Raw genomic sequence first — 24,874 nt, forward strand, 5'->3', positions numbered from 1 at the left:
GCTACCGGGCGGGGCGCCGGACGGAACGCTTCCCCGCATTCCTCGTATCCCTTCTGCTCGACACCGCCGCGCCTTCCCCCGGGCGCGGCATCCCCGCCGGTCAGGCGGCGAAGGAGATGGTTCATGTGTCCGCTACGCCCGTGTTGGCGTTGCGAGGGGTCTCCAAGCGCTTCGGTGCCGTCCAGGTACTCACCGATGTAGAGCTTGAGGTCCACGCCGGTGAGGTGGTCGCCCTGGTGGGCGACAACGGCGCCGGTAAATCAACGCTGGTCAAGACGATCGCCGGAGTGCACCCCATCGATGACGGCGTCATCGAGTGGGAGGGCAGGGCCGTGCGGATCGACAAGCCGCACGACGCCCAGAACCTCGGCGTCGCGACCGTCTACCAAGACCTCGCGCTGTGCGACAACATCGATGTCGTCGGCAACCTCTACCTCGGCCGGGAGCTGCGCAGGTTCGGCGTCCTGGACGAGGTCGAGATGGAGCGCCGCTCCCGCGAGCTGCTGTCCACGCTCTCCATCCGCATTCCGAGCGTCCGCATCCCGATCGCCTCGCTCTCCGGCGGCCAGCGCCAGACGGTGGCCATCGCCCGGTCGATGCTGGGCGAGCCCCGCCTCGTCATCCTGGACGAGCCGACCGCGGCCCTCGGCGTCGAGCAGACCGCCCAGGTCCTCGACCTCGTCGAGCGGCTGCGCGAGCGTGGCCACGCGGTCATCCTCATCAGCCACAACATGGCCGACGTGAAGGCCGTGGCCGACAAGGTCGCTGTGCTCCGGCTGGGCCGGAACAACGGTGTCTTCGATGTGAAGACCACCTCCCAGGAAGAGATCATCTCCGCCATCACCGGGGCCACGGACAACGCCGTGACCCGACGTGCGGCGCGCAACGCGGAGGTTTCCCCGTGACCACCGACGAGACCACCAACACGGCGGACAAGAGCAGCAGCTCCTGGGACAAGGGCAGCGACCCGGTGGACGCGCCCCCGGTCGGCAATCCGGACGCCGCCGACGGCGCCGCCACGGTCGTCGACCCCCGGCTGCTCATCCGCGAGCAGGGCTTCGCCGGCTACCTCACCGAGTTCAAGCGCAAGATCAGCGGCGGTGACCTGGGCTCGATCCCGGTGATCATCGGACTCGCGATCATCGCCATCGTCTTCCAGAGCCTGAACTCCGAGTTCCTCTCCGCGAAGAACATCAGCGACATCGCGGTCACCATGGTCGCCACGGGCATGATGGCCGTGGGCATCATCTTCGTCCTGCTGCTCGGCGAGATCGACCTCTCGGTCGGCTCCGTCTCCGGTGTCTCCGGCGCCCTGGTCGCGGTCCTCAGCGTCACCCAGGGCATGAACGAGTGGCTGGCGATCGTCGTCGCCATCGTCAGCGGCGCGGTGATGGGCGCGATCCACGGCTTCTTCTTCGCCCGGATCGGGGCCCCGGCCTTCGCCGTCACCCTGGCGGGCCTGCTGTTCTGGCTCGGCTTCATGCTCCAGCTGCTCGGCGACTCCGGCACGATCAACCTGGACGGCGAGGGGGTGGTCGGCAAGCTGACCACGTACTACTTCACCGACGTCGCCGCCGCCTACGGGCTCGCCGCCGTCGCGGTCGTCGGCTACTTCGCCGCCGCCTTCCTCGACACCCGCCGCCGGGAGGCCGCGGGCATCCCGTCCCGGCCGATCGCCGACATCGCCGTGCGCACCGCGGTCCTCGCGGTGTTCGCCTTCGCCGCCGCGTACATGTTCAACCAGTACCGCGGCCTGCCGCTGGCCCTGGTCCTCTTCCTGATCGTCCTGGTCGGCACGGACTTCGTGCTCCGCCGCACGGCCTACGGGCGGAAGATCTTCGCGCTCGGCGGCAGCGTCGAGGCCTCCCGGCGGGCCGGTATCAACGTCACCGCGATCAGGATCTCCGTCTTCTCCATCGCGGGGACCTTCGCGGCGATCGGCGGCCTGTTCTGGGCCTCCAAGATCGCGGCGGCCAACCAGGGCTCCGGCACCGGCGACCTCCTGATGAACGTCATCGCGGCGGCCGTCATCGGCGGCACCAGCCTCTTCGGCGGCCGCGGCCGCACCTGGAACGCCCTGCTCGGCGTCATGGTGATCGTCTCGATCCAGTACGGCCTGTCGCTGGAGGGCATCGCCACCCCGATCCAGTACATGGTCACGGGCGCCGTGCTTCTCGCCACGGTCGTCATCGACTCCGTCACCCGTAAGACCCAGAAGACCGCGGGTCGCGCCTGACCGCACGTTCGCGCAGGTGCCCGGCGTCCCCACAGGGGCTGCCGGGCACCTGTGCGTGTCCGGGTATCGCTACGAACGGGCCCGCCCGCTGCTCACGTCCGGTAGCGGAACATTAGACTCATCGGATCGGCACGCTCGATCAGCTCAAACGCAAGGAGGCACGGGTGGATCTGCTGACCCGCATCAAGGGACCGCGCGACCTGGACCGGCTCAGCCTCGGTGAGCTGGACCAGCTCGCCCAGGAGATCCGCACCTTCCTGGTGGACGCGGTGTCCAAGACCGGCGGCCACCTCGGACCCAACCTGGGCGTCGTCGAGCTCACCATCGCCCTGCACCGGGTCTTCGAGTCGCCCCGGGACAAGGTGCTCTGGGACACCGGCCACCAGAGTTACGTCCACAAGCTGCTCACCGGCCGCCAGGACTTCTCCCGGCTCAAGAGCAAGGGCGGCCTCTCCGGCTACCCCTCCCGTGCCGAGTCCGACCACGACGTCATCGAGAACAGCCACGCCTCCGGCGTCCTCGGCTGGGCCGACGGCATGGCCAAGGCGAACGAGGTCCTGAGGAAGGACGACCACGTCGTCGCGGTCATCGGCGACGGCGCCCTCACCGGCGGTATGGCCTGGGAGGCGCTGAACAACATCGCCGCCGCCAAGGACCGCCCCCTCGTCATCGTCGTCAACGACAACGAGCGCTCCTACGCCCCGACCATCGGCGGCCTGGCCAACCACCTCGCCACGCTCCGTACGACCGACGGTTACGAGCGGTTCCTGGCCCGCGGCAAGGACATCCTGGAGCGCACGCCCGTCGTCGGCCGCCCGCTGTACGAGACCCTGCACGGCGCCAAGAAGGGCCTCAAGGACTTCATCGCCCCGCAGGGCATGTTCGAGGACCTCGGCCTGAAGTACGTCGGCCCGATCGACGGCCACGACATCGAGGCCCTGGAATCGGCCCTCCAGCGCGCCAAGCGCTTCCGCGGCCCGGTCATCGTGCACTGCCTCACCGAGAAGGGCCGCGGCTACACCCCGGCCCTGGAGGACGAGGCGGACCGCTTCCACGCGGTCGGCAAGATCCACCCGGACACCGGCCTGCCGATCTCCACCTCCGGCCTCGACTGGACCTCCGTCTTCGGCGAGGAGATGGTCAAGCTCGGCGAGGAGCGCGAGGACATCGTCGCGATCACCGCGGCCATGCTCCAGCCCGTCGGCCTCGGCAAGTTCGAGGCCGCCTTCCCGGACCGGATCTACGACGTCGGCATCGCCGAGCAGCACGGCGCGGCCTCCGCCGCCGGCCTCGCCACCGGCGGACTCCACCCGGTCTTCGCGGTCTACGCCACCTTCCTCAACCGCGCCTTCGACCAGGTCCTGATGGACGTCGCCCTGCACAAGTGCGGTGTGACGTTCGTCCTGGACCGGGCCGGCATCACCGGCACGGACGGCGCCTCGCACAACGGCATGTGGGACATGTCGATCCTCCAGTGCGTGCCCACGCTCCGGATCGCCGCCCCGCGCGACGCCGACCAGGTCCGCGCCCAGCTGCGCGAGGCCGTCGCCGTCGACGACGCGCCCACCGTGGTCCGCTTCTCCAAGGGCGCGGTCGGCCCCGCGGTCAAGGCGGTCGGCCGGGCCGGCGGCATGGACATCCTGCGCCGGCCGACGGCCGCCCGCCCGGACGTCCTGATCGTCTCCGTCGGCGCGCTCGCCCCGATGTGCCTGGAGATCGCCGACCTGCTCGACGCCCAGGGCATCTCCAGCACCGTCGTCGACCCCCGCTGGGTCAAGCCCGTCGACGAGGCGCTCGCCCCGCTCGCCGAACGCCACCGCGTCGTCGTCACGGTCGAGGACAACAGCCGGGCCGGAGGCGTCGGCTCCGCCGTCGCCCAGTCCCTGCGCGACGCCGGGGTCGACGTACCCCTGCGCGACTTCGGCATCCCGCCGGTCTTCCTCGACCACGCCTCGCGCGGCGAGGTCATGGCCGAGATCGGACTGACCGCACCGGACATCGCCCGGCAGGTCACCGGCCTGGTCGCCAAGCTCGACGGCCGCTTCGAGAGCCGCGCCGTGGAGCCCGCCCGCGACTGACGCACCCACCTCCGTTCGGCCGATGGGCCGGGAGAACCGCCCCTGTACGGGTGGTTCTCCCGGCCCATTCGCATGAAACGGGCCGGATGGCGCGTTCACCCGCGGCACGGTCCCCATCATGGCGTTCACAACGAATGCGTGGAGGTAACGCAGGTGAGCGCGCAGGTCACACCACCCCGCGGAAACGGCATGTTCCGCACCAAATCCATCGAACAGTCGATCCGCGACACCGAGGAGCCGGAACACGCGCTCAGGAAGTCCCTCTCCGCCCTGGACCTCACCGTCTTCGGCGTCGGCGTCATCATCGGCACCGGTATCTTCGTCCTCACCGGACAGGTCGCCAAGGAGACGGCCGGCCCCGCCACCGCCATCGCGTTCGCCGTGGCCGGCGTCGTGTGCGCGCTCGCCGCCCTCTGCTACGCCGAGTTCGCCTCCACCGTCCCGGTGGCCGGCTCCGCCTACACCTTCGCCTACGCCGCGCTGGGCGAACTGGTGGCCTGGATCATCGGCTGGGACCTGGTGCTGGAGTTCGCTTTGGGCACCGCCGTCGTCGCGGTCGGCTGGTCCGGCTACGTCCGCTCTCTCATGGACAACGTCGACTGGACGATGCCCGAAGTGCTCTCGGGCACGGACGTGGCGGAAGGATTCGGCTTCGACATCCTGGCCTTCGCCCTGGTACTGATCCTGACCGCCATCCTGGTCGTCGGCATGAAGCTCTCCGCCCGGGTCACCTCGGTCGTGGTGGCGATCAAGGTCGCGGTGGTCCTCATGGTGATCATCGCGGGCCTGTTCTTCATCAAGGCCGAGAACTACAAGCCCTTCATCCCGCCGGCCGAGAAGCAGCCCGCCGGCTCGGGCTGGGACGCGCCGCTCGTACAGCTGCTGTTCGGCTACGAGCCCACGAACTTCGGCGTGATGGGCATCTTCACCGCCGCCTCCATCGTCTTCTTCGCCTTCATCGGATTCGACGTGGTGGCCACCGCCGCCGAGGAGACCAAACTGCCCCAGCGCGACATGCCGCGCGGCATCCTCGGCTCGCTCCTCATCTGCACGGTGCTCTACGTCGCGGTCTCGATCGTGGTCACCGGCATGCAGCACTACAGCGAGCTCTCCGTCAGCGCCCCGCTCGCCGACGCCTTCAAGGCCACCGGGCATCCCTTCTACGCGGGGCTGATCAGCTTCGGCGCGGCGGTCGGCCTCACCACGGTCTGCATGATCCTGCTCCTCGGCCAGACCCGCGTCTTCTTCGCGATGAGCCGCGACGGCCTCCTCCCGCGCTTCTTCTCCAAGACGCACCCGCGCTTCCGCACGCCCTACCGCCCGACGATCCTGCTCGGCGTGCTGATCGCGATCATCGCCGGGTTCACCAGCATCGAGGAGCTGGCCACCCTGGTGAACATCGGCACCCTCTTCGCGTTCGTCATCGTCGCCCTCGGCGTCCTGGTCCTGCGCCGCACCCGGCCCGACCTGCCCCGCGCGTTCCGTGCCCCGTGGGTGCCGGTGCTCCCGATCGTCTCGGTGGCCGCCTCGGTCTGGCTGATGCTCAACCTGCCGGTGGAGACCTGGGTCCGCTTCGGCGCCTGGATGGTCCTCGGGGTGGTCATCTACTTCGTGTACGGGCGCTCCCACAGCCGCATGGCCAAGGAGGGCCGCTGAAGCCCGGGCCGGGGCCTCACGGAGCGACCCCGCCCGGCGCCGGCAGCCCCACCCGCCCCGCCAGGAACGCGAGGCAATCGGCCTCCAGCGCCACCACGCGCGAGACGGCACGCGCGCCGTGCCCGACGCCGCGTTCCAGGCGGAGCAGGACCGGCCCGGACCCGGACGTGGCGTGCTGCAACGCGGCGCACATCTTGCGCGCGTGCAGCGGATCGGTCCTGGTGTCGCCGTCCGATGCGGCGAGCAGCACCGCCGGGTAGCCGACGCCGGGCGTGACGCGGTGGTACGGGGAGTAGCCCAGCAGCGTCCGGGCCTGCGCGGGGTCGCGCACACTGCCGTACTCGGGCACCCAGCTGGGCCCCAGCCCCGACGACTCGAAGCGGACCATGTCCAGCAGCGGGACCCGGCACACCGCGGCGGCGTACTTCTCCGGCTCCTGGGTCAGGGCCGCGCCGACGAGCAGCCCGCCGTTGGAGGAGCCCATGACCGCGATCCGGCCCTCCTCGGCCCAGCCGGCCGCCAGCAGGTGGTCGGAGGCGGCGGCGAAGTCGTCGAACGTGTTCTGCTTGTTGGCCCCGCTGCCGGCGAGGTGCCACTCCTCGCCCTCCTCGCCGCCGCCGCGCAGCCCCGCCCAGGCGAAGACGCCGCCCGCCCGGACCCAGGCGAGGATCTGGGGCCGGTACCGGGGCGACATGATCTGGCCGAAGCCGCCGTACCCGGTGAGCAGGGCCGGGCGCGGCACGTCCGGACGCCCGGTGGGGGAGATCACGAACATCCGCACCGTCGTCCCGTCCCGGGAGGGGAAGGCGACCTGCCGGGTGACGGCCCCCTCGGCCTCGGGCGCGCTCCGGGCGCCGTGCTCCCAGCCCGTCACGCGGCGCGTCCGCCCGTCGAAGCGCAGGACCCGTGTCGGGGTCGCGAAGTCGGTGTAGGTGAACCAGGCCTCGTGGCTGCCGGCGGGCCCGGCCGCGAAGCCGCCCACGGTGCCGCTGCCCGGCAGCGGCACCGAGCCCACCCGCGTCCCGTCCGTCAGGTCGTGCACGGTCACCTCGGCCACCGTGTGCCGGGTCCAGGCGGCCAGGCCGAGCGGGTGGTCCAGCTCGGGCCCCGTGACCACGGCGAAGTCGGTGAGGACCGCGTCGGGGCGTCCCTCGACCACCTCCCGCCACGCCTCCGGCCCCCGGTGGAGCGCGTCCGGCGGGCAGGCCACGACGTGGCCGCGAGCGGCCCCGTGGTCGGTGCGCAGCCACACCGGGTCCCGCGGACCGGTGCCGGGGGCCACGTGCAGACGGGTGGCGGCCGGGGTGTTCTCCTGGACCGGCACCAGCAGCGGCCTCTCCAGCGGTCCCGCGGTCAGGTCGGCCAGGTAGAGGTCGGTGCGGCGACCGGTGCCGAGCGTGGCCCGGATCCCGAGCCAGCGGCCGTCGGCGGACCCGGACACGCTGTAGAACTGGGTCCGGTCCCGGCCCTCGCCGAAGACCAGGGCGTCGGCACCGGGCGCGGTCCCGACGCGGTGCAGCCAGACCCGGCGGTGGTACTGCTCCTCGCCGGGGTTCAGCCGCGGGTCCAGCCGCCGGACGTAGTAGAACGCCCCGCCGCCCGGCAGCCAGGCGACCGACGACTTCCGCACCCGGTCCACCGGCCCGTCGACGACCTTCCCGGTCGCCACGTCGATCACCTGGAGCCGCGAGTCCTCGGTGCCGTCCCGGGAGGTCTGCAGGGCCAACAGCTCGCCCTCCAGGGACGGCTGCCAGGCGTCGAGGACGGTACGCCCCGACGGATCGAGGACCTGGGGGTCCAGCAGCACCCGGCCGGATTCCGCCCCGGGCTCCGCCACCATGAGCACGGGCTGCTCCTGACCCGCGTCCTGGCGCAGCCAGAAGACCCGGCCGCCGCGCACCCTGGGCGGGGTCGCGCGGTCGACGGCGGTGAGCGCCGCCACCTCCGCCTCCCACCGCTCCCGCCCCGGCCAGGCGGCCCGCTCCGCCGCGTAGAGGGCCTCCTGCTCGGCATCCCAGCGGATCACCGCGTCCGTCCGCGCGTCCTCCAGCCAGCGGTACGGGTCGGGGACGGGCACCCCGTGCAGCTCGTCCACGACGTCCTGCCGTGCCGTGCGGGGGTAGGCGTGCGGTGCCGGTCGGGCGGCGGAGGTCACTGGGTGCTCCCTCGTCGTGGTGGGGCGGGGCTGGGGACGGCGGCGGCCCGCGGGGCCGCCTCCTCGGCGGGTCCGGCGGGCTCACCGGCCGTTCCCTCCCCGGCCGGTGAGCCGTCGGGTCCGCCGTCCTCGGCGGTCTCCGTGTCGGGCAGGGCGCCGCGGGCGTAGAGCCCGGACAGCAGGATGCAGAGCCCGGCCACGGCGATGATCGTGTCGATGGGGCCGAACCGGACGCCCGCCACCGAGCCGTCGAAGTCCCGCAGCACGGTGCCGGCGAGCCAGCCGGACAGCGCCGCCGCGACCATCGCCGCCAGCTGCGTCATCGGCTGGAACACGGCGACCACCCGCCCGCGGTACTCGGCGGACGCCGCCGAGAGCAGCAGCGGGGCCATCGCGGTGTTCAGCACGGTGAGCGGAATGGTGAACAGGATGAGCAGGGCGATACCGGCGACGAACCCGGTCTGCCGGGAGTAGGCGACCAGCAGGGCGCCGCTCACCAGCAGGCTGACCCACGTCGTCCGCCGCGCCCCGATCCACTGGACCACCCGGCCGGCGCACAGCGCGCCGACGATGCCGCCCACCCCGATGGCCATGCCGACGTAGCCGAACAGCTTGGCCGACATGCCCAGGTTCTCGGTCGTGAAGAAGATGTTGAGCGTGTTGAGCGCGCCGACCCCGAACTGGCCGATCACGGCGAAGACCAGCAGCGCGACCAGGAACCTGCTGCGCCCGAAGAAGCGGAGGCCCGCCACGAACTCCCGTACCACGCCGGTCCGCGGGCCGGGCGCCTTCCCCGGGCCGCTCGCACCCGCCGGAGCCTTCTCGGCGGGGGCCACCCGGACCGAGGCGATGGCGACGTACGACACCAGGTAGGAGAGCGCGTTGAAGAGCATGGCCCACTGCACGCCCAGGGTGAAGAACAGCGGTGCGGCGAGCGGTGGCCCCACGATCAGGGCCGTCTGACTGGTCGCCTGGGTGATGCCGGCCGCCCGGGCGCGGTCGGCGTCCCCGGTCACCAGGTCCGCGATGATCGTGAAGCGGGCCGGTGCGAAGAACCGGGCGGCCGCGTGCAGGAGCAGCACGGTGCCGTAGACGAGGGTGAGCCACACCCCGGCCGGCAGCGCGTCGGCCGGCAGGAAGGAGACGACCGCCAGCAGGGCCACCAGTCCGCCGCGCAGCACTTCGGTGCCGAGCATCGTGCGGCGTTTGTCCCAGCGGTCGACGAAGACGCCCGCGATCGGCCCGACGACGAGGACGGCGGTGCCGCCCGCCACCAGGACACCGCTGACCGCGGCGGGGGCCCAGCTCTCGTCCTTCGCCAGCACGGTGGCCACCCAGAGCATCAGGGTGGTGCTGAAGACCATGTCCCCGACGGACGAGACCGCCTGGCCGAACCAGAGCCGCGTGAAGTCGGGGCTGATGAGGGTCAGCCGCGGTGCCATGACGGCCTCCCCGAGGAGAGGACCAGCGCCATCAGCGCGGTCACCAGCGTCGTGTGGTACGCCTTCCGGAAGAACTCCCCGGCCGGGGCCGACGAGGACGCCATGAGCGCGGCGGACCGCCCGGGGATCGCCCCGTCGGACCGCTGGGCCCGCACCAGGCACTCCACGGCCGCGGCCCCCGAGGGGGTGCGCAGCGGCTCCAGCCCCAGGATGAACTGCGTGATGACGAGTTCGGCGGCGAGGTCCCACCGGTCCTGTCCGACGCAGTGGTCCAGCATCCGCCGGGCCAGCTCCCGCGCGTCCGCCAGGGCCTCCCCGTACAGACCGGTCGGGGTCCGCCCGTAGTCGCCGAGGAAGAACGCGGCGTGGGTGAGGGAGTATCCCTCGGAGTCGGTGAGCGGTGGTGCGTCCCCGGTGGCGACGGCCCCCGGAACCCCGTCCTCCGCCGCGCCGGTCAGGGTGACGAGCGGGCTCTGCCCGAGGAGCTCGGCGTACGGCTCGACGGTGTGGTCCACCCCCGCCTTGTCCGCGTAGAAGCGGATCTCCATGCGCTTGAGCGGCGGTCTGCCGGCCGGTGAGAGGAAGTCGGGAGCGAGCCGCGCGAGCGTGGCCCGGCGCACCGTGTCGTCGATCCCGTCGGGAGCCAGCGCGGCGAAGGCCAGTCGGTAGGTGGAGGCGGAAGGGGGGTGGGTGTCGAAGGTCCGGGGGAACTCCGGGCGCTGCCAGAGCTTGCGCAGCAGGGCGGTCGCCCCGTCGAGCCGCTCGTCGCGGGGGCCCCCGGGGCGGTTCGAGCAGTGGCACAGCAGCGCCAGTTCCAGTACGGCCTTCGCGTGCCGGTGCGTCGCCGTCCCCGCGTCGGCCGTGTACGGGTCGAAGTGGTCCAGGTTCGCTCCCAACCAGTCGAGCGTGCCGGCGGAGAGCTGGTCGAGAGATGACGTCATGGCTACAGCCGCTCCGTCTCGTCCAGGTAGTCGAGCAGGGTGGCGTCCACGTCGTCGCGGAACCGTGTGAGGTTGCGGGTGTCCTCGTCGTAGCGGTAGAGGTCCTCGCAGGAGATCCAGCGGTCGAGGGTCGCCTCGGCGGGCCGGTACCCGTCGCCCACCGTGCCGACCTCCCAGTCGGGTTTGCCCGCGGTCTCCCAGCAACTGGCCAGGGTCCCGTCCGCGCTGATCACCGCGCCGTAGCGGCCTTCGGTGTGGCCGCAGGTGAGGCAGGGGCGGCGGGCGCCGGGGCGGCTCACCCTGAAGCCGAGGTCGAGCGCCCGGCGCTGCCACCTGGTGAAGTGGGCGGAGAGCTCGCCCGTGTGCAGCAGGTCGTTGGCGTAGCCGATGCCCACGTCGCCGACCCGGGCGAAGTACAGCGCGCACCGGGAGGGGTCCAGCTCCGCCGCGAGCCGGTCGATGAGCGCGTCGACGCCGTCGAAGGTCTCCTGGGAGACGTTGACCCGCAGGGTCCACCGGATCGGCGTGACCTCGCTCGCCGCGACGATGTTGCGGACGATCTTGTCGAAGGTCCCGCCGTTGTCGGCCCTGTTGACCCGGATGCGGTCGTGGTCGGCGCGGTCGCCGTCGAAGGTGACCTGGACGGAGTCGAGCCCGAGGTCGGAGAGCTGCCGGGCCAGCCGGGGGGAGAGCAGCGTGGTGTTGGAGATCATCCAGGCCGACGTCATCCCGATGTCCGCGGACCGCTCCAGCAGTTCCAGGCAGCCGCGCGGGTTGAGCAGGGGCTCCCCGCCGAACAGGAGGATCCGCAACCGGTCCAGTTCGGCCGCGGCCATCTGCCGCTGGGTGAACCCGAGGATCGAGGTGATGGTCCCCGAGCTGAGACGGGTCCGGGCGATCCGGGGCGGACGGCTGCCGTTCGTGGTGTCCTGGGCGGTGTTCTGGAAGCAGTATCCGCAGCCGAGGTTGCAGTTGGTGCTGGTGAGCACGGTCAGCGCGTACGAGCGGACCGGCGGGGCGGCGAACATCCCGCCCTCGCGCAGTCGGCGCTCCGTGTCCGGCCGCAGATCCCCTTCCGGGGTGACGTGCCGGCCGCCGAGGCGGACGACCCCGCCCCGGCCGAGGAACCACCAGTTGCGCTTGCCTTCGAGGAGGCGTGCGCCGTCCGGGAGTTGGACCTGTTGCAGGCTCATCGCGTCCTCCGAGCTGTGGGTGATGCGGTGGTCGGAACGGGGTGGGGGCGGCGGTCGGCGGTGAGCAGCAGCGTCGTCAGCGCCGTGACGAGCGTCGGCTGGTAGGCCCACCGGAAGTACACCTGGGGGGTGGCGGAGGCCGGGGCCCGTCCCCGGGCGGTCTTGCCGGGTATCGACCCGTCCGGCGACGCGGCCCCCGCGAGCATCCCGAGGGCCGCGGTCCCCGAAGGCGTCCGCAGCGGGTCGGAGCCCAGGCAGTGCTGGGCGAGCAGCAGCTTGGCCGCGTACTCCCACGCGTCCTCGCGCACGCAGTGGTCGGTGAGCCGCTCCACCACGCGCAGCGCCCGCTGCCGGGCCCGCGTGTCCAGCCCGGTGGCGCGGAAGCCGTAGTCGGAGAGGTAGAACACGGTGTCCGTCACCTGGCAGACGTCCAGTTCGGCCGCCGGCACGCCGTCGGCGCGGGCCAGCACGCTGTCCGCGTACAGCTCCTCGTACGAGGCCAGTTCGTGCCCGAGGCCCGCGAGTTCGGCGTAGAACCTGGTTCCCAGGTGGAGGTAGGGCGACTTGCGGCGGGGCGTCAGATAGCCGTCGGCGGCGAGCCGTTCGAGCACCTCGCGTCGGGCCCCGGAGGCGGCCGCGTCCGGTGCGAGGGCGGCCCACACCAGGGCGAAGGGTCGCGCGCTGCCGGGGGAGTGGGCGAGGAGGCGCGGGAAGTCCGGCTGCCGCCAGGCGTGTTCCACGACCGCCCGTACCGGTTCCAGCGCGGGGTCGTCCGGCGTGGCCTTCCGCCAGCAGCGGCAGAGCAGCGCGAGTTGCAGGAGGGCCTTCACCCGCGGGGTCACGGGCAGTTCGGCGCGGCCGGCAGGGGAGTCCAGGCGGCCGGCGTGGAGCCCCAGCCACCGCCGCGTACCCGTGGACAGGATCGCGACGGTCTCCTCGGCGGCGGCTGTCCCGCCGCTCGTGTCAGGGGCTGACGTTCGCGTAGTCATGGTCCTCCTTCGGGATCGTGGAGTGCCGGGTCACCCGCTCGACGATGTCGGCCGCGCGGGCGGCGCCGTCCACCGCGGCCAGCCGCCGGCCGAGTGCCTGGGCACGGCCGCGCAGGGCCTCGTCCCGCCAGGCCGAGTCCAGCAGCGCCGGCCAGTCCGACAGCGCGGATTTCGGCAGATGCACGCCCACACCCGCCCGCATGCAGGCGCCGGTGAGCAGCGGCTGCTCGGAGCCGTTGGGCGAGGCCGCGAGGGGGCGGCCGCGCAGCAGGGCGGCGAGTACGGGGGCGGAGGTGCCGCTCGTCAGTACCAGGTCCGCCAGGTCGATCAGCGGCCCCATCCACGGTTTGCGCACCGTCAGGATGTCCGCGCCCGGCGCGGGTTCGGGGCTCGGCGAGCGACCCTGCTCGACCACGGCCTGGAACCGGCCGCCGGTGAAGGCCTCGTTGAGGTGGGGCCACCGGCTGCCACCCTCGAACACGCGCCCGAGATGGACGTACACCAGGGGTTTCCCGGACCGCTCCACCTGCTCCCTGACCGCCTCGACCTCGCCCGGTCCGGGCGTCGGCTCCCAGCGCAGCGGTCCCACGTGCCGGACCCGGTCGGGCAGTTCGCCGCCCGGGTACTCCAGCGCCGGGTCGCCGCGCAGCAGCAGGGCGTCACCCGGCAGCGGGTCGTCCCCCCACCGGGAGCCACGCGCCGGCAGCCCGGCCAGCTCCCGCACCTCGGCGTACTGCTGGCGCATCTCACGGGTCCGGTTCCGCCGGGGCCTGCCCAGCGGCGGTTCGCCGTCCCCGCCCGCCCGGTAGTCCCACAGGTGGACCGAGAGCCCGACCACCACCACGGGAAGGCCGAGCACTTCGGCGGCGAGCAGGGTGCCGTGGCACAGCACGGAGGTGATGAGCAGGTCGGCCCGGTCGGCGCGGGCGGCGCGCACGGTCGCGCGGTACTGCGCCATGGCGGAGGTGCCCCACCACGCGACGGAGAACGCGCGCCGTTCGCCGAAGTCCTCCGTCGCCGCGAACGGCAGTCCGGCGTCGGCCGCGACGGCCGCGACGCCGGACCTGCCCAGCAGGCTGACGTGGTGGCCGCGGCGTCCGAGCTCACGACCGGCCGCGATCGTCGGGTAGAGGTAGCCGCCGTCGCTGAGCGGACACAGCAGGATTCTCACGACGCCTCCCGGTCGGAACGGTCGGTCCGGATGCCGGACGGGGCGGTCCGGAGCTGAGCGGCCGCCGCCGGGAGTTCCCGCGCCGCGGGCCGCGGGGCCCGGTGCGGGCGCCGGCACTGTGCCGGTGGGGCGGCGGGGGTCACTCGGTGCTCCCTCGGGGCGTGGCGGGCGGTGACGGGCGGCCGGCGGGCCTGCCGGGCGGGAGGGCCGAAAGGGGCGGGTCTCGCGGCGGCCGGGGCCGGCGGCGGCAGGTGCGACGGCGGCGGGCGCCTCTCGGCGGGTGGCGCCGGACGGCGGCCGGGCCTCCGGCGCTCGGCACGATGGGTGCGAGCTCCGGAGGCCCGTGCGGTGCACAGGACGCGACGGGGCGAGTTACTGCAGCATGTCGCTGTTGTTGGTGAGGCAGTTCCCCGCCTCGTCCTCGCCGTCCTCGCTGTGGGCGACGACCTCGAACTCCTCGGACTCGGTCGGCTCCTGGCTCTGGTTCTCGGGCATGTTGTTCTCCTCTGGTCGACGGTGGCGGTTGCACCGGCTGAGAAGAACGTACGAACGCGCGGTATGGGAACGCCTGATCGTCGGCCCGACGCCGGTATACGGCCCACGACGCGGGCCCGGGACGGCACCGGTGACCGGAGGGGATGTCGGGGCCCGGACCGTGGACACGTGTCGGCCCCGCCGCAGGTAGGCGGGTGTGCGGAGCCGGCTGGGGGCGGTCGGGCGCGGTGCGTGTGGGGCCGCGGAGGGCGGTCCGGCGCGGTGTGGCCGGGCGGCGGTGCACGGGGAGGGCCACCGCACCCGGGGCCGGAGGCAGCGGGGTCCCGTGGGCAGCGGTGCCCCGTGGGCGCGGACCGGGGGACCGGCTCCGGCGGGCAGGGACCGGCCAGGCCGCTCGACGCAGTCCACGGACGGGCGAGCCGTCTCGTAGGCCAGGGACCGGTCAGTCCGGTCGTCGCAGTCCACGGACCGGGCAGGCCCCCTCGGAGGCCACGGACCGAGGGGGCCTCAGCCGTCCGGCTGACAGGTACGGCCCCGGCCGGCAGGTGCCCGGGGAGGGGAGGGCCAGGGCGACAGGCCCTAAGCGCCCGGCGACGGCCGTACCGTACGGGGTCCCACACAGCGGGCCCCGTACGCCTCGACCCGCCGCCGCAGTCCCCGGTCGGCGGTGACGACGACGCAGTCCCGGTCCGGGGCGGCCCCGGCCGCCAGCTCGGCGATCAGGTCGTCGCCGCTGCCGGGGGCCGAGTCGACCCGCACCCCGGGCACGGAGGCGACGCCCCGGGCGGCCCCCTCCACGACGAGCACCAGCTCGGCGGGGCCGGGCAGCCCCGGCAGCCCGGCCGCCGCGTACGGGACCAGCGAGTCACGCAGCCGGGTCGCCGCCCCGCGCCGGTCCCGCCACCATCCGTCGGGCACGGAACCGACCACGTTGGCGGCGTCCACGATCACCAGCACCGCGTCGTCCTCGCTCATCCCGGCAGGGTGTCACGGGCGGCGTGGTTCGGCGGGGTCTCAGCCTCCGGTGGCGGGGGACTTCTTCGCTTCCTCGGGGATCGCGGTGTCCTCGCGGATCGCCTTCCACAGCTGGCCGGCCTGCGGCTCGGCCGCGATCACCCGGTTCTTGTCGATCTTGTCGTACGCCACCGGCAGCATGATCGTCTCCATCGAGGCCGGGTCGACGCCGTTCATCGAGCGGGCGAACTCCGCCAGCGAGGTGAGCGACGCGAGCCCCGAGTCGGTGGTCAGCGACTTGGTGGCCGACTTGGCGATCTTGTACGAGTTCGCCGGACTGCCCAGCAGGTCCTGCGACTTGACCTCGCTCAGCAGGGCCATCAGGAACTGCTGCTGGAGCCCGATGCGGCCCAGGTCGCTGCCGTCGCCGATGCCGTGCCGGGTCCGGACGTACGCCAGGGACTCGGTGCCGTCCAGCTTCTGCGGGCCCGCGGTGAGGCTCAGCCCGGAGGCCTTGTCGTCGATGTCCTGCGGTACGTCGACGGTGACCCCGCCGATGGCGTCGACCAGGTCCTTGAACCCGGCGAAGTTGATCTCCAGGTAGTGGTCGATGCGGACGCCGGACATCTTCTCGACCGTCTTCACCACACAGGCCGGACCGACCTGGGAGTAGACGGAGTTGAACATGACGCGTTCCTTGGCGGACACCGTGGATCCGTTGTCCCCGACGCACTCGGGCCGGGTCACCAGGGTGTCGCGCGGGATGGAGACGGCGACGGCCTTCGACCGGCCCTCGGGTATGTGCACCACCATCGCGGTGTCGGAGCGCGCACCGCTGACGCCCCCGCCCCCGCCCAGCTCCTTGTTCTCCGCCCCGGCGCGCGAGTCGGAGCCCAGGACCAGGAGGTTCTGCCCGCTGGTGGGCAGCTTCTCCGGGCGGTCCTCACCGAGCGCCTTGTCGATGTCGACGCCCGTGATGTTCCCGTCGAGCTGGCTGTAGAGCCAGTACACGGTTCCGCCGGCGGCGAGCAGCAGGACGAGCAGGACACCGAGCGTGATCTTGAGCCCGCGGCGGCGCTTGCGGGGCTTGGGTGAGCGCCGGGAGGCACGGGGGCCCGGAGGCATGACGTCGTTGCTCATCCTGTTTCGAGTCCTCAAATCTCATTGCCCGGGAGGGCAGGGGAGTGCGCGGGACTCGGGTGGGGGGTGTGGCCGGTCCGTGAATGTTCGACTGACCGAGCACTATAGAACAGACGGGCGCATGAACTGGTGAGCCGATGCCTGGCAATGGACGACGAGCGTATCGAACTACTATTCGCCCATGACTTGGTTGATCACAGGCGGAGCGGGCTATATCGGGTCTCACGTCGTACGCGCCATGACGGCGGCCGGCGAGACGGTCGCCGTCTACGACGACCTCTCCACCGGAGACCGCGAGCGCGTTCCGGACGACGTGCCCTTCGTGCACGGCTCGACGCTCGACGCCGTCGGCCTGCGGCGCGTCATGCGGGACCTGTCGGTACGCGGCGTCGTGCACCTCGCGGCCAAGAAGCAGGTGGCCGAGTCCGTCGAGCGCCCCCTCCACTACTACCGCGAGAACGTCGAGGGGCTCCGGGTGCTCCTGGAGGCGGCGGCCGACAGCGGGGTGGGCTCGTTCCTGTTCTCGTCCTCCGCGGCCGTGTACGGAATGCCGGACGTGGCGCTTGTGACGGAAGACACTCCCTGCGCCCCCATCAACCCCTACGGCGAGACCAAGCTCGCGGGCGAGTGGCTGGTGCGCTCGGTGGGACGGGCGCACGGCATGGCCACCGCCTCGCTGCGCTACTTCAACGTGGCGGGTGCCGCGGCGCCCCACCTCGCCGACGCCGGTGTCTTCAACCTCGTGCCCATGGTCTTCGAGAAGCTCTCCCAGGGCGCCGCCCCGGTGGTCTTCGGGACCGACTACGACACCGCCGACGGAACCTGCGTCCGCGACTTCATCCATGTGGACGACATCGCCTCGGCCCACCTGGCGGCGGCCCGTGCGCTCGTCGGCCGCGGCCCTGGGTCGGATCTGACGGTCAACATCGGCCGTGGGCAGGGTGTTTCGGTCCGCGAGATGATCGCGCTGATCGGCGAGGTGACCGGGTACAGCTCTGCCGCCGAGCCGGTTTCCGCTCCGCGGCGACCGGGCGATCCGGCCCGTGTCGTCGCCTCGGCGGACCTGATCCGCGAAGAACTGGACTGGTCCGCGTCCCATGACGTCCGGCAGATGGTGGAGTCGGCCTGGGCCGGCTGGTGCCTGCGGCATCCGGCCGCGTGGCGCGACCTCGCCGGGATCCCGTCGGCCTGAGACGCGCGCGGGCGCACTCTCCGGGCGTCGCGCCGAGCTGTCTCGCCCCGGCGCACCAGCCCCCCCCTGTGCCGTCTCCATGTCAAGGCTGTGGGACGCGTATGGCAAACTTCTGCAGAGATTTCACTAGTAGTCCACTTGTGCGACCCCCGGCGGCCGACGCCGACAAGCTCCGGGGGGAGGGGCGCCAAGCGGGGGGCGTGGCCGACAGGGCTGCGGTACGGGGAGCGTGAGGGGCGGACATGGGGGCGAAGTACGGGCGTGGCGCCACGAAGACGGAGCGCCCCGGGGCCGCCGGGTCCGGGGGGAGTGCGACGCCGTCCAGGCCGCTGGCCGACGAGGGCGTACGACTGTTTCTGGGCAGGGATCACCGGTTCACCGCGATCGCCCGGACCGCTGACGGTCTGCTCCGGTGGACGCAGCACCGCCCGAACGGAACCGGGTGGGACGGGCCCGAGCTGATTGCCACTCCTCGGCTCACCGGTCTCTCGTCGACCCAGGGGGCCGACGGCTTCCTTCACTTCGTCGGTCGGCGGGTCTCCGACGGAGGGGCCTCGGTCACCGTGGTGCAGGCCGTCCAGTACCAGACGGGCCGCCCGCTCACGCAGTGGCGCTCCATCGGCAACCCGCACAAGGATCCTGAGCGGATCCGGGCGGTGACCGTGCCGGGGATCGCCGTGAGCGGCGCGGGGCTCGTCCACGTCTTCCTGGCCAGGGCCGGGGGCGGGGTCGTGATGCGTCAGGAGGGGGCCAAGGGCCCGTGGCAACCCTGGCGCGGACTCAAGGGGCAGCTCGCCGAGGGGGACGTCACGGCCGTCGCCTCGTCCTCCGGCCGGATCGAGTTGCTGGTCCCGGACACGAGCGGCCGGGCCATGCGCTGGCGGCAGAGCGAGCCGGACGGCGAGATGGAGCGTGGCCCCAACATCCCCATGGCTCCCGCGCCCGGCAGTCTCGTCGGGCTGGAGACGGGCCCGGACCGCATCACCTATTACTGGGCGGACCCGGCGACGGGGGGTGTCTTCGCCCACCGCCCGGGGGAGTGGGTGATCCCCCTCGGTGGGGGACCGGTCAGCGGTCGTATCGCGGCCCTCCGGGTGGCGCTCGACGGATACGACTGCACCGTGCTGGCCCACCGCGGCGTTGACGGCGACGTGATGGTGGCGGCCTGCGCGACGGAGAACGAGGCCGCCGGGCTCTGGTGGGCGCCGACGGGCGAGCGGTGTGCGGGTCCCCCCGCCCTGGCCCGTGATGGGTACGGCCGGGTCGTCATGGCCACGCTCGGCTCGGACGGCGCATTGCGGATTGCCCGTCAGTCCCGTGAACAGGGACTCGTCATGGAGCCTTCCGTGCGCGTGTGAGTCCGCCGGCAGAACGGGCGAGACCGGAACCGTACGTTTCCTTTCCACTTCTGCACTATTGCACCTGTGTAACAGATGCGAATTTCAACGATCAAAGATGGACACAGAGTGTTCAGGATGTGAAGATTTCGTGGCGGCCATCTGTCTCCGGTGATGGCGTCGGTGAGTGCGACCACTTGCCAGGCGAAGGCGCGGGAGTGGGCCGAGGCCCCATGGGTGTATGGATGGTGCGGAAATTCAGTGGTGAGCGTCAGTAATCCCGAGACCAGTTCGCTCGTCTCCGCCTACCGGTCCCTGCTGCCCGTCCGAGCGCGCCGCCGCATCGTGCGTCGCGTGCCCGCTCCCTTGCGCAACGTCGTCATGCACCTGCTGGCCGTCTTCGACTCCGCGCGCTCCGCCGTGGTCGTGCGGGCGCTGGGAGGCCGGCGCAATCCCGCCAGGCACAGCGCGGAGGCATCCCTGCGCGTCCTCAAGATCGACGGCAAGCACGTCAAGGTCGTCGTGGTCAGAGGTGCGACGGAATGGGCCGCGCGCGCCCGGAACCTGCACATCGTGGTGGCCGTGCTGGAAAGCGCGGAGATCGACTACTTCGCGGTCCGGGGTACGGGAAAGTCCGTTCCGTGTGTCGCCGTCTCGTCGCGACACCGCGCGGACGTCGAGGAAGTGCTCCAGATCGCCTTCGGCCGCAATCCGGGCTACGTCCGCGATGTGGCCGGCGGGCAGCTGCGGACCGGGGCGTCCGCGAAGACCTGGAGGAGGCTCCGCTCCAGCAGCGTGCTCCGGCTGACGTGGAACGTCTGCGACCCGACCGGGAAACTGGTCTTCGGTCCCGACTCGGGATGCGATCTGGAGTTCTGGTCGGAGACGGACGGGATGCTGGTCGCGCCCCGGCCCAACGCCGTCGTGACCCAGCTGCCGGTCGGCACGGAGCTCCGTACGGCCGAACAGAAGCGCTTCAGCCCCGTCCCGGGCCCGTACCACACCGGCTACACGCGCACGGTCGCCGACTTCACGGCCCGTCTCCCCGGCGACCACGCCTTCCCGATCGACGTCGTCTACACCTGGGTGGACGACGCGGATCCGGTGTGGCGCGCGGGGAAGGACGCGGTACGCCGCTCCCTCGCGGGCGGTACGGCGGAGCTGCACGAGCAGGCGGACAACGGGGCCCGCTACACCAGCCGCGACGAGCTCAGGTACTCCCTGCGGTCGATCCACCAGTACGCGCCCTGGGTGCGGAACGTCTTTCTCGTCACCGCGGGCCAGGCGCCGGGCTGGCTGAACACCGATCACCCGGGACTGCGCGTGGTCGATCACCGGGAGATCTTCTCCGACCCCGGCGCGCTGCCCACCTTCAATTCACACGCCATCGAAAGCCAGCTGCATCACATAGCCGAGCTGTCTGAGCACTTCCTTTACCTCAACGACGACGTGTTCTTCGGCCGGCCCGTCACGCAGGAACACTTCTTCCACACCAACGGGCTGACGAAGTTCTTCACCTCGAAGGCCCTCATTCCCTCCGGCCAGATCACACCGGACGACCTGCCGGTGGACGCGGCGGGGAAGAACAGCCGCGGGCTGATCGCCCAGCAGTTCGGCACGGTCATCTCCCAGAAGATGAAGCACACGCCCCACGCGCTCAGCAGAACCGTTCTCGCGGAGATCGAGCAGACCTACGAGCGGGCCCACTGGGTCACCCAGAACTCGAAGTTCCGGTCGCCGCACGACATCCCGGTCGCCTCGTCGCTCCACCACTACTACGCGTACCACCAGGCGCGGGCGACGCTCGGCAACCTGCGGTACGTGTACGTCGACATCGGCGACGCCCTGGCCCAGCGGCGGCTGGACCGGCTGGTGGCCCGGCGCGACTTCGACACCTTCTGCATCAACGACACCGTCGTGCCGGAGGACCCGCAGGCGCAGGAACGCATGGTGAGGAAATTCCTCAACGACTACTTCCCCGTGCCGAGCCCCTTCGAGCTCCCCGGAGCCGAGGGCACCCCGACACGGCGTACAGCAGAACTGGGAGCGGCAGCCACATGATCCCGCGACGCAGACACCTCGCCGCCGTCCGGCGGCGGCTCACGGCCCGCGCGGTCCCGCTGCGGTCCTGGCTGATGCAGCGGTTCTTCCTGCCCCGGCGGTCCGGGCGGGCCGCCCGGCTGCTCTACGCGGCCGTGCTGGACGGCCAGACGGTCAACCTGCACGCCGTTCTGCCCCCTTCGGCACGGCTTCCCGCGGAGGCCGAGCTGGTGATCCAGCGAGGCCGCCGACGGTACGAGAGCCCTGCCCGCGTGTACCAGGGCCGGGACGGGGAGGTGCTGATGGACGCCACCGTGCTGCTGGGCGCGGAAGTGGGGGGCCTGCCCCTCCACGACGGCCGCTGGCGGGTCGTCCTCGCGACCCGCTCCGGACGCCGCACCGCGCGGTTCCCGCTGCTCCTCGTCGAGCCGCCCCGGCCCTACGGCGGACCCACCATGCCCATGGAGGTGTCACCGGTCAGCGGCCGGCGCCACCGCCTCGGCCGCACCGTGACCGGCAACCTCCGGGTGGTCACCTCGCAGCCGCGGCCGTCCGCCGAGGTGATGAAGGTCGACCTGTCCCACACCGGGCTCGTGGTCGACTTTCGTGTCGTGGGCGCCGAAGTGGCCGAACCCTGGGCCGAGTTCACCGCCACGGGACGCAACATCCGACGTCCCCTGCACGACCTGGGCGACGGGATGTGGCGTGCCGCCGTACCGCTGGAGGAGATGACACCGCAGCGCAGGGCCACGGAGCACTGGGACGTCGCCTGCTGCTCGGCCGACGGCCGTCCCATGAGGCTGGGGAAGAGGATGCACGACGTCCGCAATCCGCTGCGCGTCTTCACCATGCATCAAGCCAGTGTCGCCCCCCGAGGGCAAGCGCCCTTGCTGGTCCACCCCCGCTACACGCCCGCGGGCAACTTCCGTGTGACGTGCAGTCGCATGCCCGAAGCCGGGCGGAGACTCCGATGAAGATCACCTTTCTGCTGACCACCGCCGACGCCGTGGGCGGCACGGAACGGGCGGTGTTCAACCAGGCCGCCGAACTCGCCGACCGCCACGACGTGCGCGTCCTCAGCGTCTTCAAGAGCAAGTCCGAGCTGTTCTTCTCCCCCGACGAACGGGTGCGCGTCGACTACCTGGTCGACATGACCGGCCGGGTGCAGCGGCCGATGCGCCGCGCGGAGCTCGACGAGTCCGTGTACGGGGCCCTCGCCGAACAGCCGAGCAGCCTGGTCGACCGTGCCTGGGAGGCCGCGTTCAACCGGCTCTCCGACATCGAGCTCGGCCTGGCGCTCGAACACACCGACACGGACGTCCTGATCACCACCACCCCGGCTCTGATGGCGCTGGCCGTCCAGCTCGCCCCGGCCGAGGTGATCACGGTGCACCAGGAGCACAGGGTCTCCGAGCTGCGGGGCACGAGTGGGGAGCCGTTGCTCCGCTACGCCGCCCGGCTGGACGCCCTGGCCGTGCTCAGCGACCGCACGAGGGATTGGTTCGCGGAGACGCTCGGCGCCACCGCTCCGCGCATCGAGGTGGTGCCGAACGCGCTGCCCGCGGGGTTCCGGCCGCGCTCGACGCTGGAGACCCGGACCGTGGTGTGCGCCGGCCGCCTGGTGGGGGAGAAGCAACTCGACCAGGCCCTCGACGCGTGGGCGCTGCTGGCGCCGTACCACCCCACCTGGACGCTCAGGATCTTCGGCGACGGACCGCTGAGCGGCGCCCTGCGACGGCAGATCGCCCAGTTGGGACTGCATGACAGCGTCCAGCTGAACGGGAACTCGCCGCATCTGGCCGAGGAGTGGGCCAAGGCGAGCATCGCCCTGCTCACCTCGAAGAACGAGGCCTTCCCCCTGGTGCTCATGGAGGCACAGGCGGCCGGTGTTCCCGTGGTGTCCTACGACTGCCCGAACGGCCCGCGCGAGATCGTGCTGGACGGGCGGTCGGGCATGCTCGTGCCGCCGGGAGACGTGGAGGCGCTGGCCGGTCGGCTGAACCAGTTGATGTCGGACGGCCCGTTGCGGCACCGCATGGGTGCGGCGGCGGCCGAGTCCATCACCCGGTTCGCGCCGCCCCTGGTCACCGCCCAGTGGGAGGCCTTCTTCCAGGGGCTGGTGGACGACCGGGAGCGCGGCGACCGGGCCGCCGCCAAGGCGGACCGGCTCGCCCTGCACGCCGCGTACAGCGGTCTGGAGGGCGCCGCGACCGCGGCCACCGCTCCTCCGCCGAGTCAGGTGCGCTCCGGCGCCCACCGGCAGCTGGAGCAGCAGGTGGCCAAGAGACGGCCCGACCTGGTCAAGGACGGCGGCCAGCTCTGCCGGGTGGTGGACTCGGAGTCCCCGTTCGACATCGTGCAGGCCAACCTGGCCCTCGCCGCGTCGGCGCTGGAAGCCGCGGACGTGCCCTACCTCGTGGTCCGGGACACGATGGTGCGGCGCACCGTCGCCGTGCACGCCTCGTACCGGGAGGCGGTCCTCAAATCACTGAGCGGCACGTACCGGTACGAAGCTGTCTACACGGCGCTGCTCAACGCCCGCCAGAACCCCGTGACCACCACGCTCGCGGGCCTTCTCGGAGACCATCTCGACCAGCCCTGCTCAGGCGTCCGCGTCTACCAGAACGCCGTGTCGACTTCGCGCACCCTGCGACTGGGAGCGGTGTACGGCTGCACGATCTCCTTCTGGGACAACGACCCCGAGGAGAGCGACACGATGGTCGCGCCCTCCCGCACCCTGATCGGCGACCGGGTCTCGCAGCACTCCATGGGACGTGCCTCGATGGTCCTCTCGGGGCGCACCTACCCGACCATCAACGCGTTCGCACAGCCCCTCCACGGCGACGTCGGCTTCCCCATCGACGCCGTGTACACCTGGGTCGACGGCTCCGACGTCCAGTGGCTGGAACGCAAGAACCAGGTACTCGCGATGCTGGGCCTGGAGACGGTCGACGCGGCGGCCAGCGCCGCGCGCTTCCGCAGCCGCGACGAACTCCGCTTCTCGCTCCGGTCCATCGACATGTACGCGCCGTGGATCCGGAACATCTACATCGTCACCGACCGGCAGGTCCCGTCCTGGCTGGACAACGCGCACCACCGGGTCCGGGTGGTCGACCACACGGAGATCTTCGGCAACCAGGGCGCCCTGCCCACCTACAACTCGCACGCGATCGAAAGCCGGCTCCACCACATCGAGGGCCTCTCCGAGCATTTTCTCTATTTCAACGACGACTTCTTCATCGGCCGCACCGTCCTGCCGAGCCTGTTCTTCCTCGGCAACGGGCAGGCCAAGCACTTCCAGTCGCCCACCGCGGTACCCATGGTGCCGCCGCTGGCCACCGACGACTTCAACATCAGTGCGGCGAAGAACAACCGGGCACTGATCGCCAACAGCTTCGGGCAGATCCTCACCCATTCCTTCCTCCACGCACCGTACGTGCTGCGCAGAAGCGTGATGGAGGATCTCGAACGCGCCTATCCGCAGCAGATCGCCGCCACCTCGGCGAGCAGGCTGCGCAGCCACAGCGACGTGTCGATCGCCTCCTCGCTCCACCACTACTTCGGCTTCCACACCGGACGGAGCGTGCCCGGTTCCCTCTCCTGCGGATTCGTCAACGTGGGTTTGAGCGAACACCGCACCAGGCTCAGCAGATTGCTGACCAGCCGCCCGAACGACGTCTTCTGCCTGAACGACTTCCACGACGGTGACGTGCCGGAGGACGAGCAGGACGCCATTCTGGCCGCGTTCCTCCCGAGCTATTTCCCCATCGCGAGCCAATTCGAATACGGCTCGCCCCGCAATCAGCGGTACCACGCGCGCACCCTGCCCGACTGGCCGCTGTGAGATCCACGGCC

General features: G+C 71.8%; 18 protein-coding genes. 9 read left to right on the plus strand and 9 right to left on the minus strand.

Annotation, left to right across the window (positions count from 1 at the left end):
• Positions 1 to 116: 116 nt before the first annotated feature.
• The 4 genes from DTB53_RS26855 to DTB53_RS26870 all read left to right on the plus strand — a co-directional run bounded on the left by DTB53_RS26855 (position 117) and on the right by DTB53_RS26870 (position 5,970).
• On the plus strand, positions 117 to 905 hold the full coding sequence (locus DTB53_RS26855; protein ID WP_003965545.1) for an ATP-binding cassette domain-containing protein: 789 nt from the start codon (positions 117 to 119) through the stop codon (positions 903 to 905).
• Positions 902 to 2,236, plus strand: a complete 1,335-nt coding sequence (locus tag DTB53_RS26860) for a sugar ABC transporter permease (protein WP_012378577.1) — start codon at positions 902 to 904, stop codon at positions 2,234 to 2,236. The genes DTB53_RS26855 and DTB53_RS26860 overlap by 4 nt, the downstream gene beginning before the upstream one ends.
• Before the next feature lie 164 nt (positions 2,237 to 2,400).
• Complete coding sequence (dxs, locus tag DTB53_RS26865) at positions 2,401 to 4,314, plus strand: 1-deoxy-D-xylulose-5-phosphate synthase (protein WP_012378576.1); 1,914 nt, start codon at positions 2,401 to 2,403, stop codon at positions 4,312 to 4,314.
• Positions 4,315 to 4,503: 189 nt separating this feature from the next.
• A complete protein-coding gene (locus tag DTB53_RS26870) occupies positions 4,504 to 5,970 on the plus strand; it encodes an amino acid permease (protein ID WP_003965542.1) in 1,467 nt (488 codons plus the stop codon).
• A 16-nt stretch (positions 5,971 to 5,986) separates the two neighbouring features.
• On the opposite strand, the gene DTB53_RS26875 is transcribed toward DTB53_RS26870, so the two are convergent.
• The 9 genes from DTB53_RS26875 to DTB53_RS26910 all read right to left on the minus strand — a co-directional run bounded on the left by DTB53_RS26875 (position 5,987) and on the right by DTB53_RS26910 (position 16,450).
• Positions 5,987 to 8,125: a prolyl oligopeptidase family serine peptidase gene (locus DTB53_RS26875; protein WP_012378575.1), complete on the minus strand. Its 2,139-nt coding sequence runs from the start codon at positions 8,123 to 8,125 to the stop codon at positions 5,987 to 5,989.
• Positions 8,122 to 9,567 carry an MFS transporter gene (locus DTB53_RS26880; protein WP_042495846.1) on the minus strand — a complete coding sequence of 482 codons (1,446 nt, stop codon included), beginning with the start codon at positions 9,565 to 9,567 and terminating at the stop codon, positions 8,122 to 8,124. Before DTB53_RS26880 ends, DTB53_RS26875 begins: the two co-directional genes overlap by 4 nt.
• Positions 9,552 to 10,508, minus strand: coding sequence for a DUF6895 family protein (locus DTB53_RS26885; RefSeq protein WP_012378573.1), 957 nt, complete (start codon positions 10,506 to 10,508; stop codon positions 9,552 to 9,554). The genes DTB53_RS26880 and DTB53_RS26885 overlap by 16 nt, the downstream gene beginning before the upstream one ends.
• Before the next feature lie 2 nt (positions 10,509 to 10,510).
• A complete protein-coding gene (locus DTB53_RS26890; RefSeq protein ID WP_012378572.1) occupies positions 10,511 to 11,701 on the minus strand; it encodes a radical SAM protein in 1,191 nt (396 codons plus the stop codon).
• Positions 11,698 to 12,690 (minus strand): DUF6895 family protein, encoded by a 993-nt coding sequence (locus DTB53_RS26895; protein ID WP_042495843.1) that lies wholly within the window; start codon positions 12,688 to 12,690, stop codon positions 11,698 to 11,700. The genes DTB53_RS26890 and DTB53_RS26895 overlap by 4 nt, the downstream gene beginning before the upstream one ends.
• Positions 12,665 to 13,861, minus strand: a complete 1,197-nt coding sequence (locus DTB53_RS26900) for a glycosyltransferase (RefSeq protein WP_003965536.1) — start codon at positions 13,859 to 13,861, stop codon at positions 12,665 to 12,667. The genes DTB53_RS26895 and DTB53_RS26900 overlap by 26 nt, the downstream gene beginning before the upstream one ends.
• A 372-nt stretch (positions 13,862 to 14,233) precedes the next feature.
• Positions 14,234 to 14,356, minus strand: coding sequence for a hypothetical protein (locus tag DTB53_RS37575; protein WP_003965535.1), 123 nt, complete (start codon positions 14,354 to 14,356; stop codon positions 14,234 to 14,236).
• 579 nt (positions 14,357 to 14,935) lie between these two features.
• Positions 14,936 to 15,331 (minus strand): PIN domain-containing protein, encoded by a 396-nt coding sequence (locus tag DTB53_RS26905; RefSeq protein WP_012378570.1) that lies wholly within the window; start codon positions 15,329 to 15,331, stop codon positions 14,936 to 14,938.
• Positions 15,332 to 15,370: 39 nt separating this feature from the next.
• The gene (locus tag DTB53_RS26910; protein WP_012378569.1) at positions 15,371 to 16,450 is read right to left on the minus strand and encodes an LCP family protein; all 1,080 of its coding nucleotides are present in this window, start codon (positions 16,448 to 16,450) and stop codon (positions 15,371 to 15,373) included.
• A 181-nt stretch (positions 16,451 to 16,631) separates the two neighbouring features.
• Between DTB53_RS26910 and galE the strand changes: the two genes are divergently transcribed.
• The 5 genes from galE (at position 16,632) to DTB53_RS26935 (ending at position 24,863) form a co-directional block, all read left to right on the plus strand.
• Complete coding sequence (galE, locus tag DTB53_RS26915; RefSeq protein ID WP_012378568.1) at positions 16,632 to 17,642, plus strand: UDP-glucose 4-epimerase GalE; 1,011 nt, start codon at positions 16,632 to 16,634, stop codon at positions 17,640 to 17,642.
• Positions 17,643 to 17,884: 242 nt separating this feature from the next.
• Positions 17,885 to 19,000 carry a PLL family lectin gene (locus DTB53_RS26920; RefSeq protein ID WP_012378567.1) on the plus strand — a complete coding sequence of 372 codons (1,116 nt, stop codon included), beginning with the start codon at positions 17,885 to 17,887 and terminating at the stop codon, positions 18,998 to 19,000.
• Between the two features lie 240 nt (positions 19,001 to 19,240).
• A complete protein-coding gene (locus tag DTB53_RS26925; RefSeq protein WP_012378566.1) occupies positions 19,241 to 21,040 on the plus strand; it encodes a stealth family protein in 1,800 nt (599 codons plus the stop codon).
• Entirely contained in the window at positions 21,037 to 21,993 is a 957-nt protein-coding gene (locus DTB53_RS26930; RefSeq protein ID WP_003965528.1) for a hypothetical protein, read from the plus strand. The genes DTB53_RS26925 and DTB53_RS26930 overlap by 4 nt, the downstream gene beginning before the upstream one ends.
• A complete protein-coding gene (locus DTB53_RS26935) occupies positions 21,990 to 24,863 on the plus strand; it encodes a stealth family protein (protein WP_012378565.1) in 2,874 nt (957 codons plus the stop codon). The genes DTB53_RS26930 and DTB53_RS26935 overlap by 4 nt, the downstream gene beginning before the upstream one ends.
• Positions 24,864 to 24,874: the final 11 nt, after the last annotated feature.

Origin of the sequence: Streptomyces griseus, assembly GCF_900460065.1 — a bacterium.
GTDB lineage: Bacteria > Actinomycetota > Actinomycetes > Streptomycetales > Streptomycetaceae > Streptomyces > Streptomyces griseus.

Excerpts from the sequence above, each read along its gene's own strand:
- DTB53_RS26855 (WP_003965545.1), top strand. The coding sequence starts at position 117 with ATGGTTCATGTGTCCGCTACGCCCGTGTTGGCGTTGCGAGGGGTCTCC.
- DTB53_RS26870 (WP_003965542.1), top strand. The coding sequence starts at position 4,504 with ATGTTCCGCACCAAATCCATCGAACAGTCGATCCGCGACACCGAGGAG.
- DTB53_RS26880 (WP_042495846.1), bottom strand. The coding sequence starts at position 9,567 with ATGGCACCGCGGCTGACCCTCATCAGCCCCGACTTCACGCGGCTCTGG.
- DTB53_RS26885 (WP_012378573.1), bottom strand. The coding sequence starts at position 10,508 with ATGACGTCATCTCTCGACCAGCTCTCCGCCGGCACGCTCGACTGGTTG.
- DTB53_RS26890 (WP_012378572.1), bottom strand. The coding sequence starts at position 11,701 with ATGAGCCTGCAACAGGTCCAACTCCCGGACGGCGCACGCCTCCTCGAA.
- DTB53_RS26895 (WP_042495843.1), bottom strand. The coding sequence starts at position 12,690 with ATGACTACGCGAACGTCAGCCCCTGACACGAGCGGCGGGACAGCCGCC.
- DTB53_RS37575 (WP_003965535.1), bottom strand. The coding sequence starts at position 14,356 with ATGCCCGAGAACCAGAGCCAGGAGCCGACCGAGTCCGAGGAGTTCGAG.
- DTB53_RS26905 (WP_012378570.1), bottom strand. The coding sequence starts at position 15,331 with ATGAGCGAGGACGACGCGGTGCTGGTGATCGTGGACGCCGCCAACGTG.
- DTB53_RS26910 (WP_012378569.1), bottom strand. The coding sequence starts at position 16,450 with ATGAGCAACGACGTCATGCCTCCGGGCCCCCGTGCCTCCCGGCGCTCA.
- galE (WP_012378568.1), top strand. The coding sequence starts at position 16,632 with ATGACTTGGTTGATCACAGGCGGAGCGGGCTATATCGGGTCTCACGTC.
- DTB53_RS26920 (WP_012378567.1), top strand. The coding sequence starts at position 17,885 with ATGGGGGCGAAGTACGGGCGTGGCGCCACGAAGACGGAGCGCCCCGGG.
- DTB53_RS26930 (WP_003965528.1), top strand. The coding sequence starts at position 21,037 with ATGATCCCGCGACGCAGACACCTCGCCGCCGTCCGGCGGCGGCTCACG.
- DTB53_RS26935 (WP_012378565.1), top strand. The coding sequence starts at position 21,990 with ATGAAGATCACCTTTCTGCTGACCACCGCCGACGCCGTGGGCGGCACG.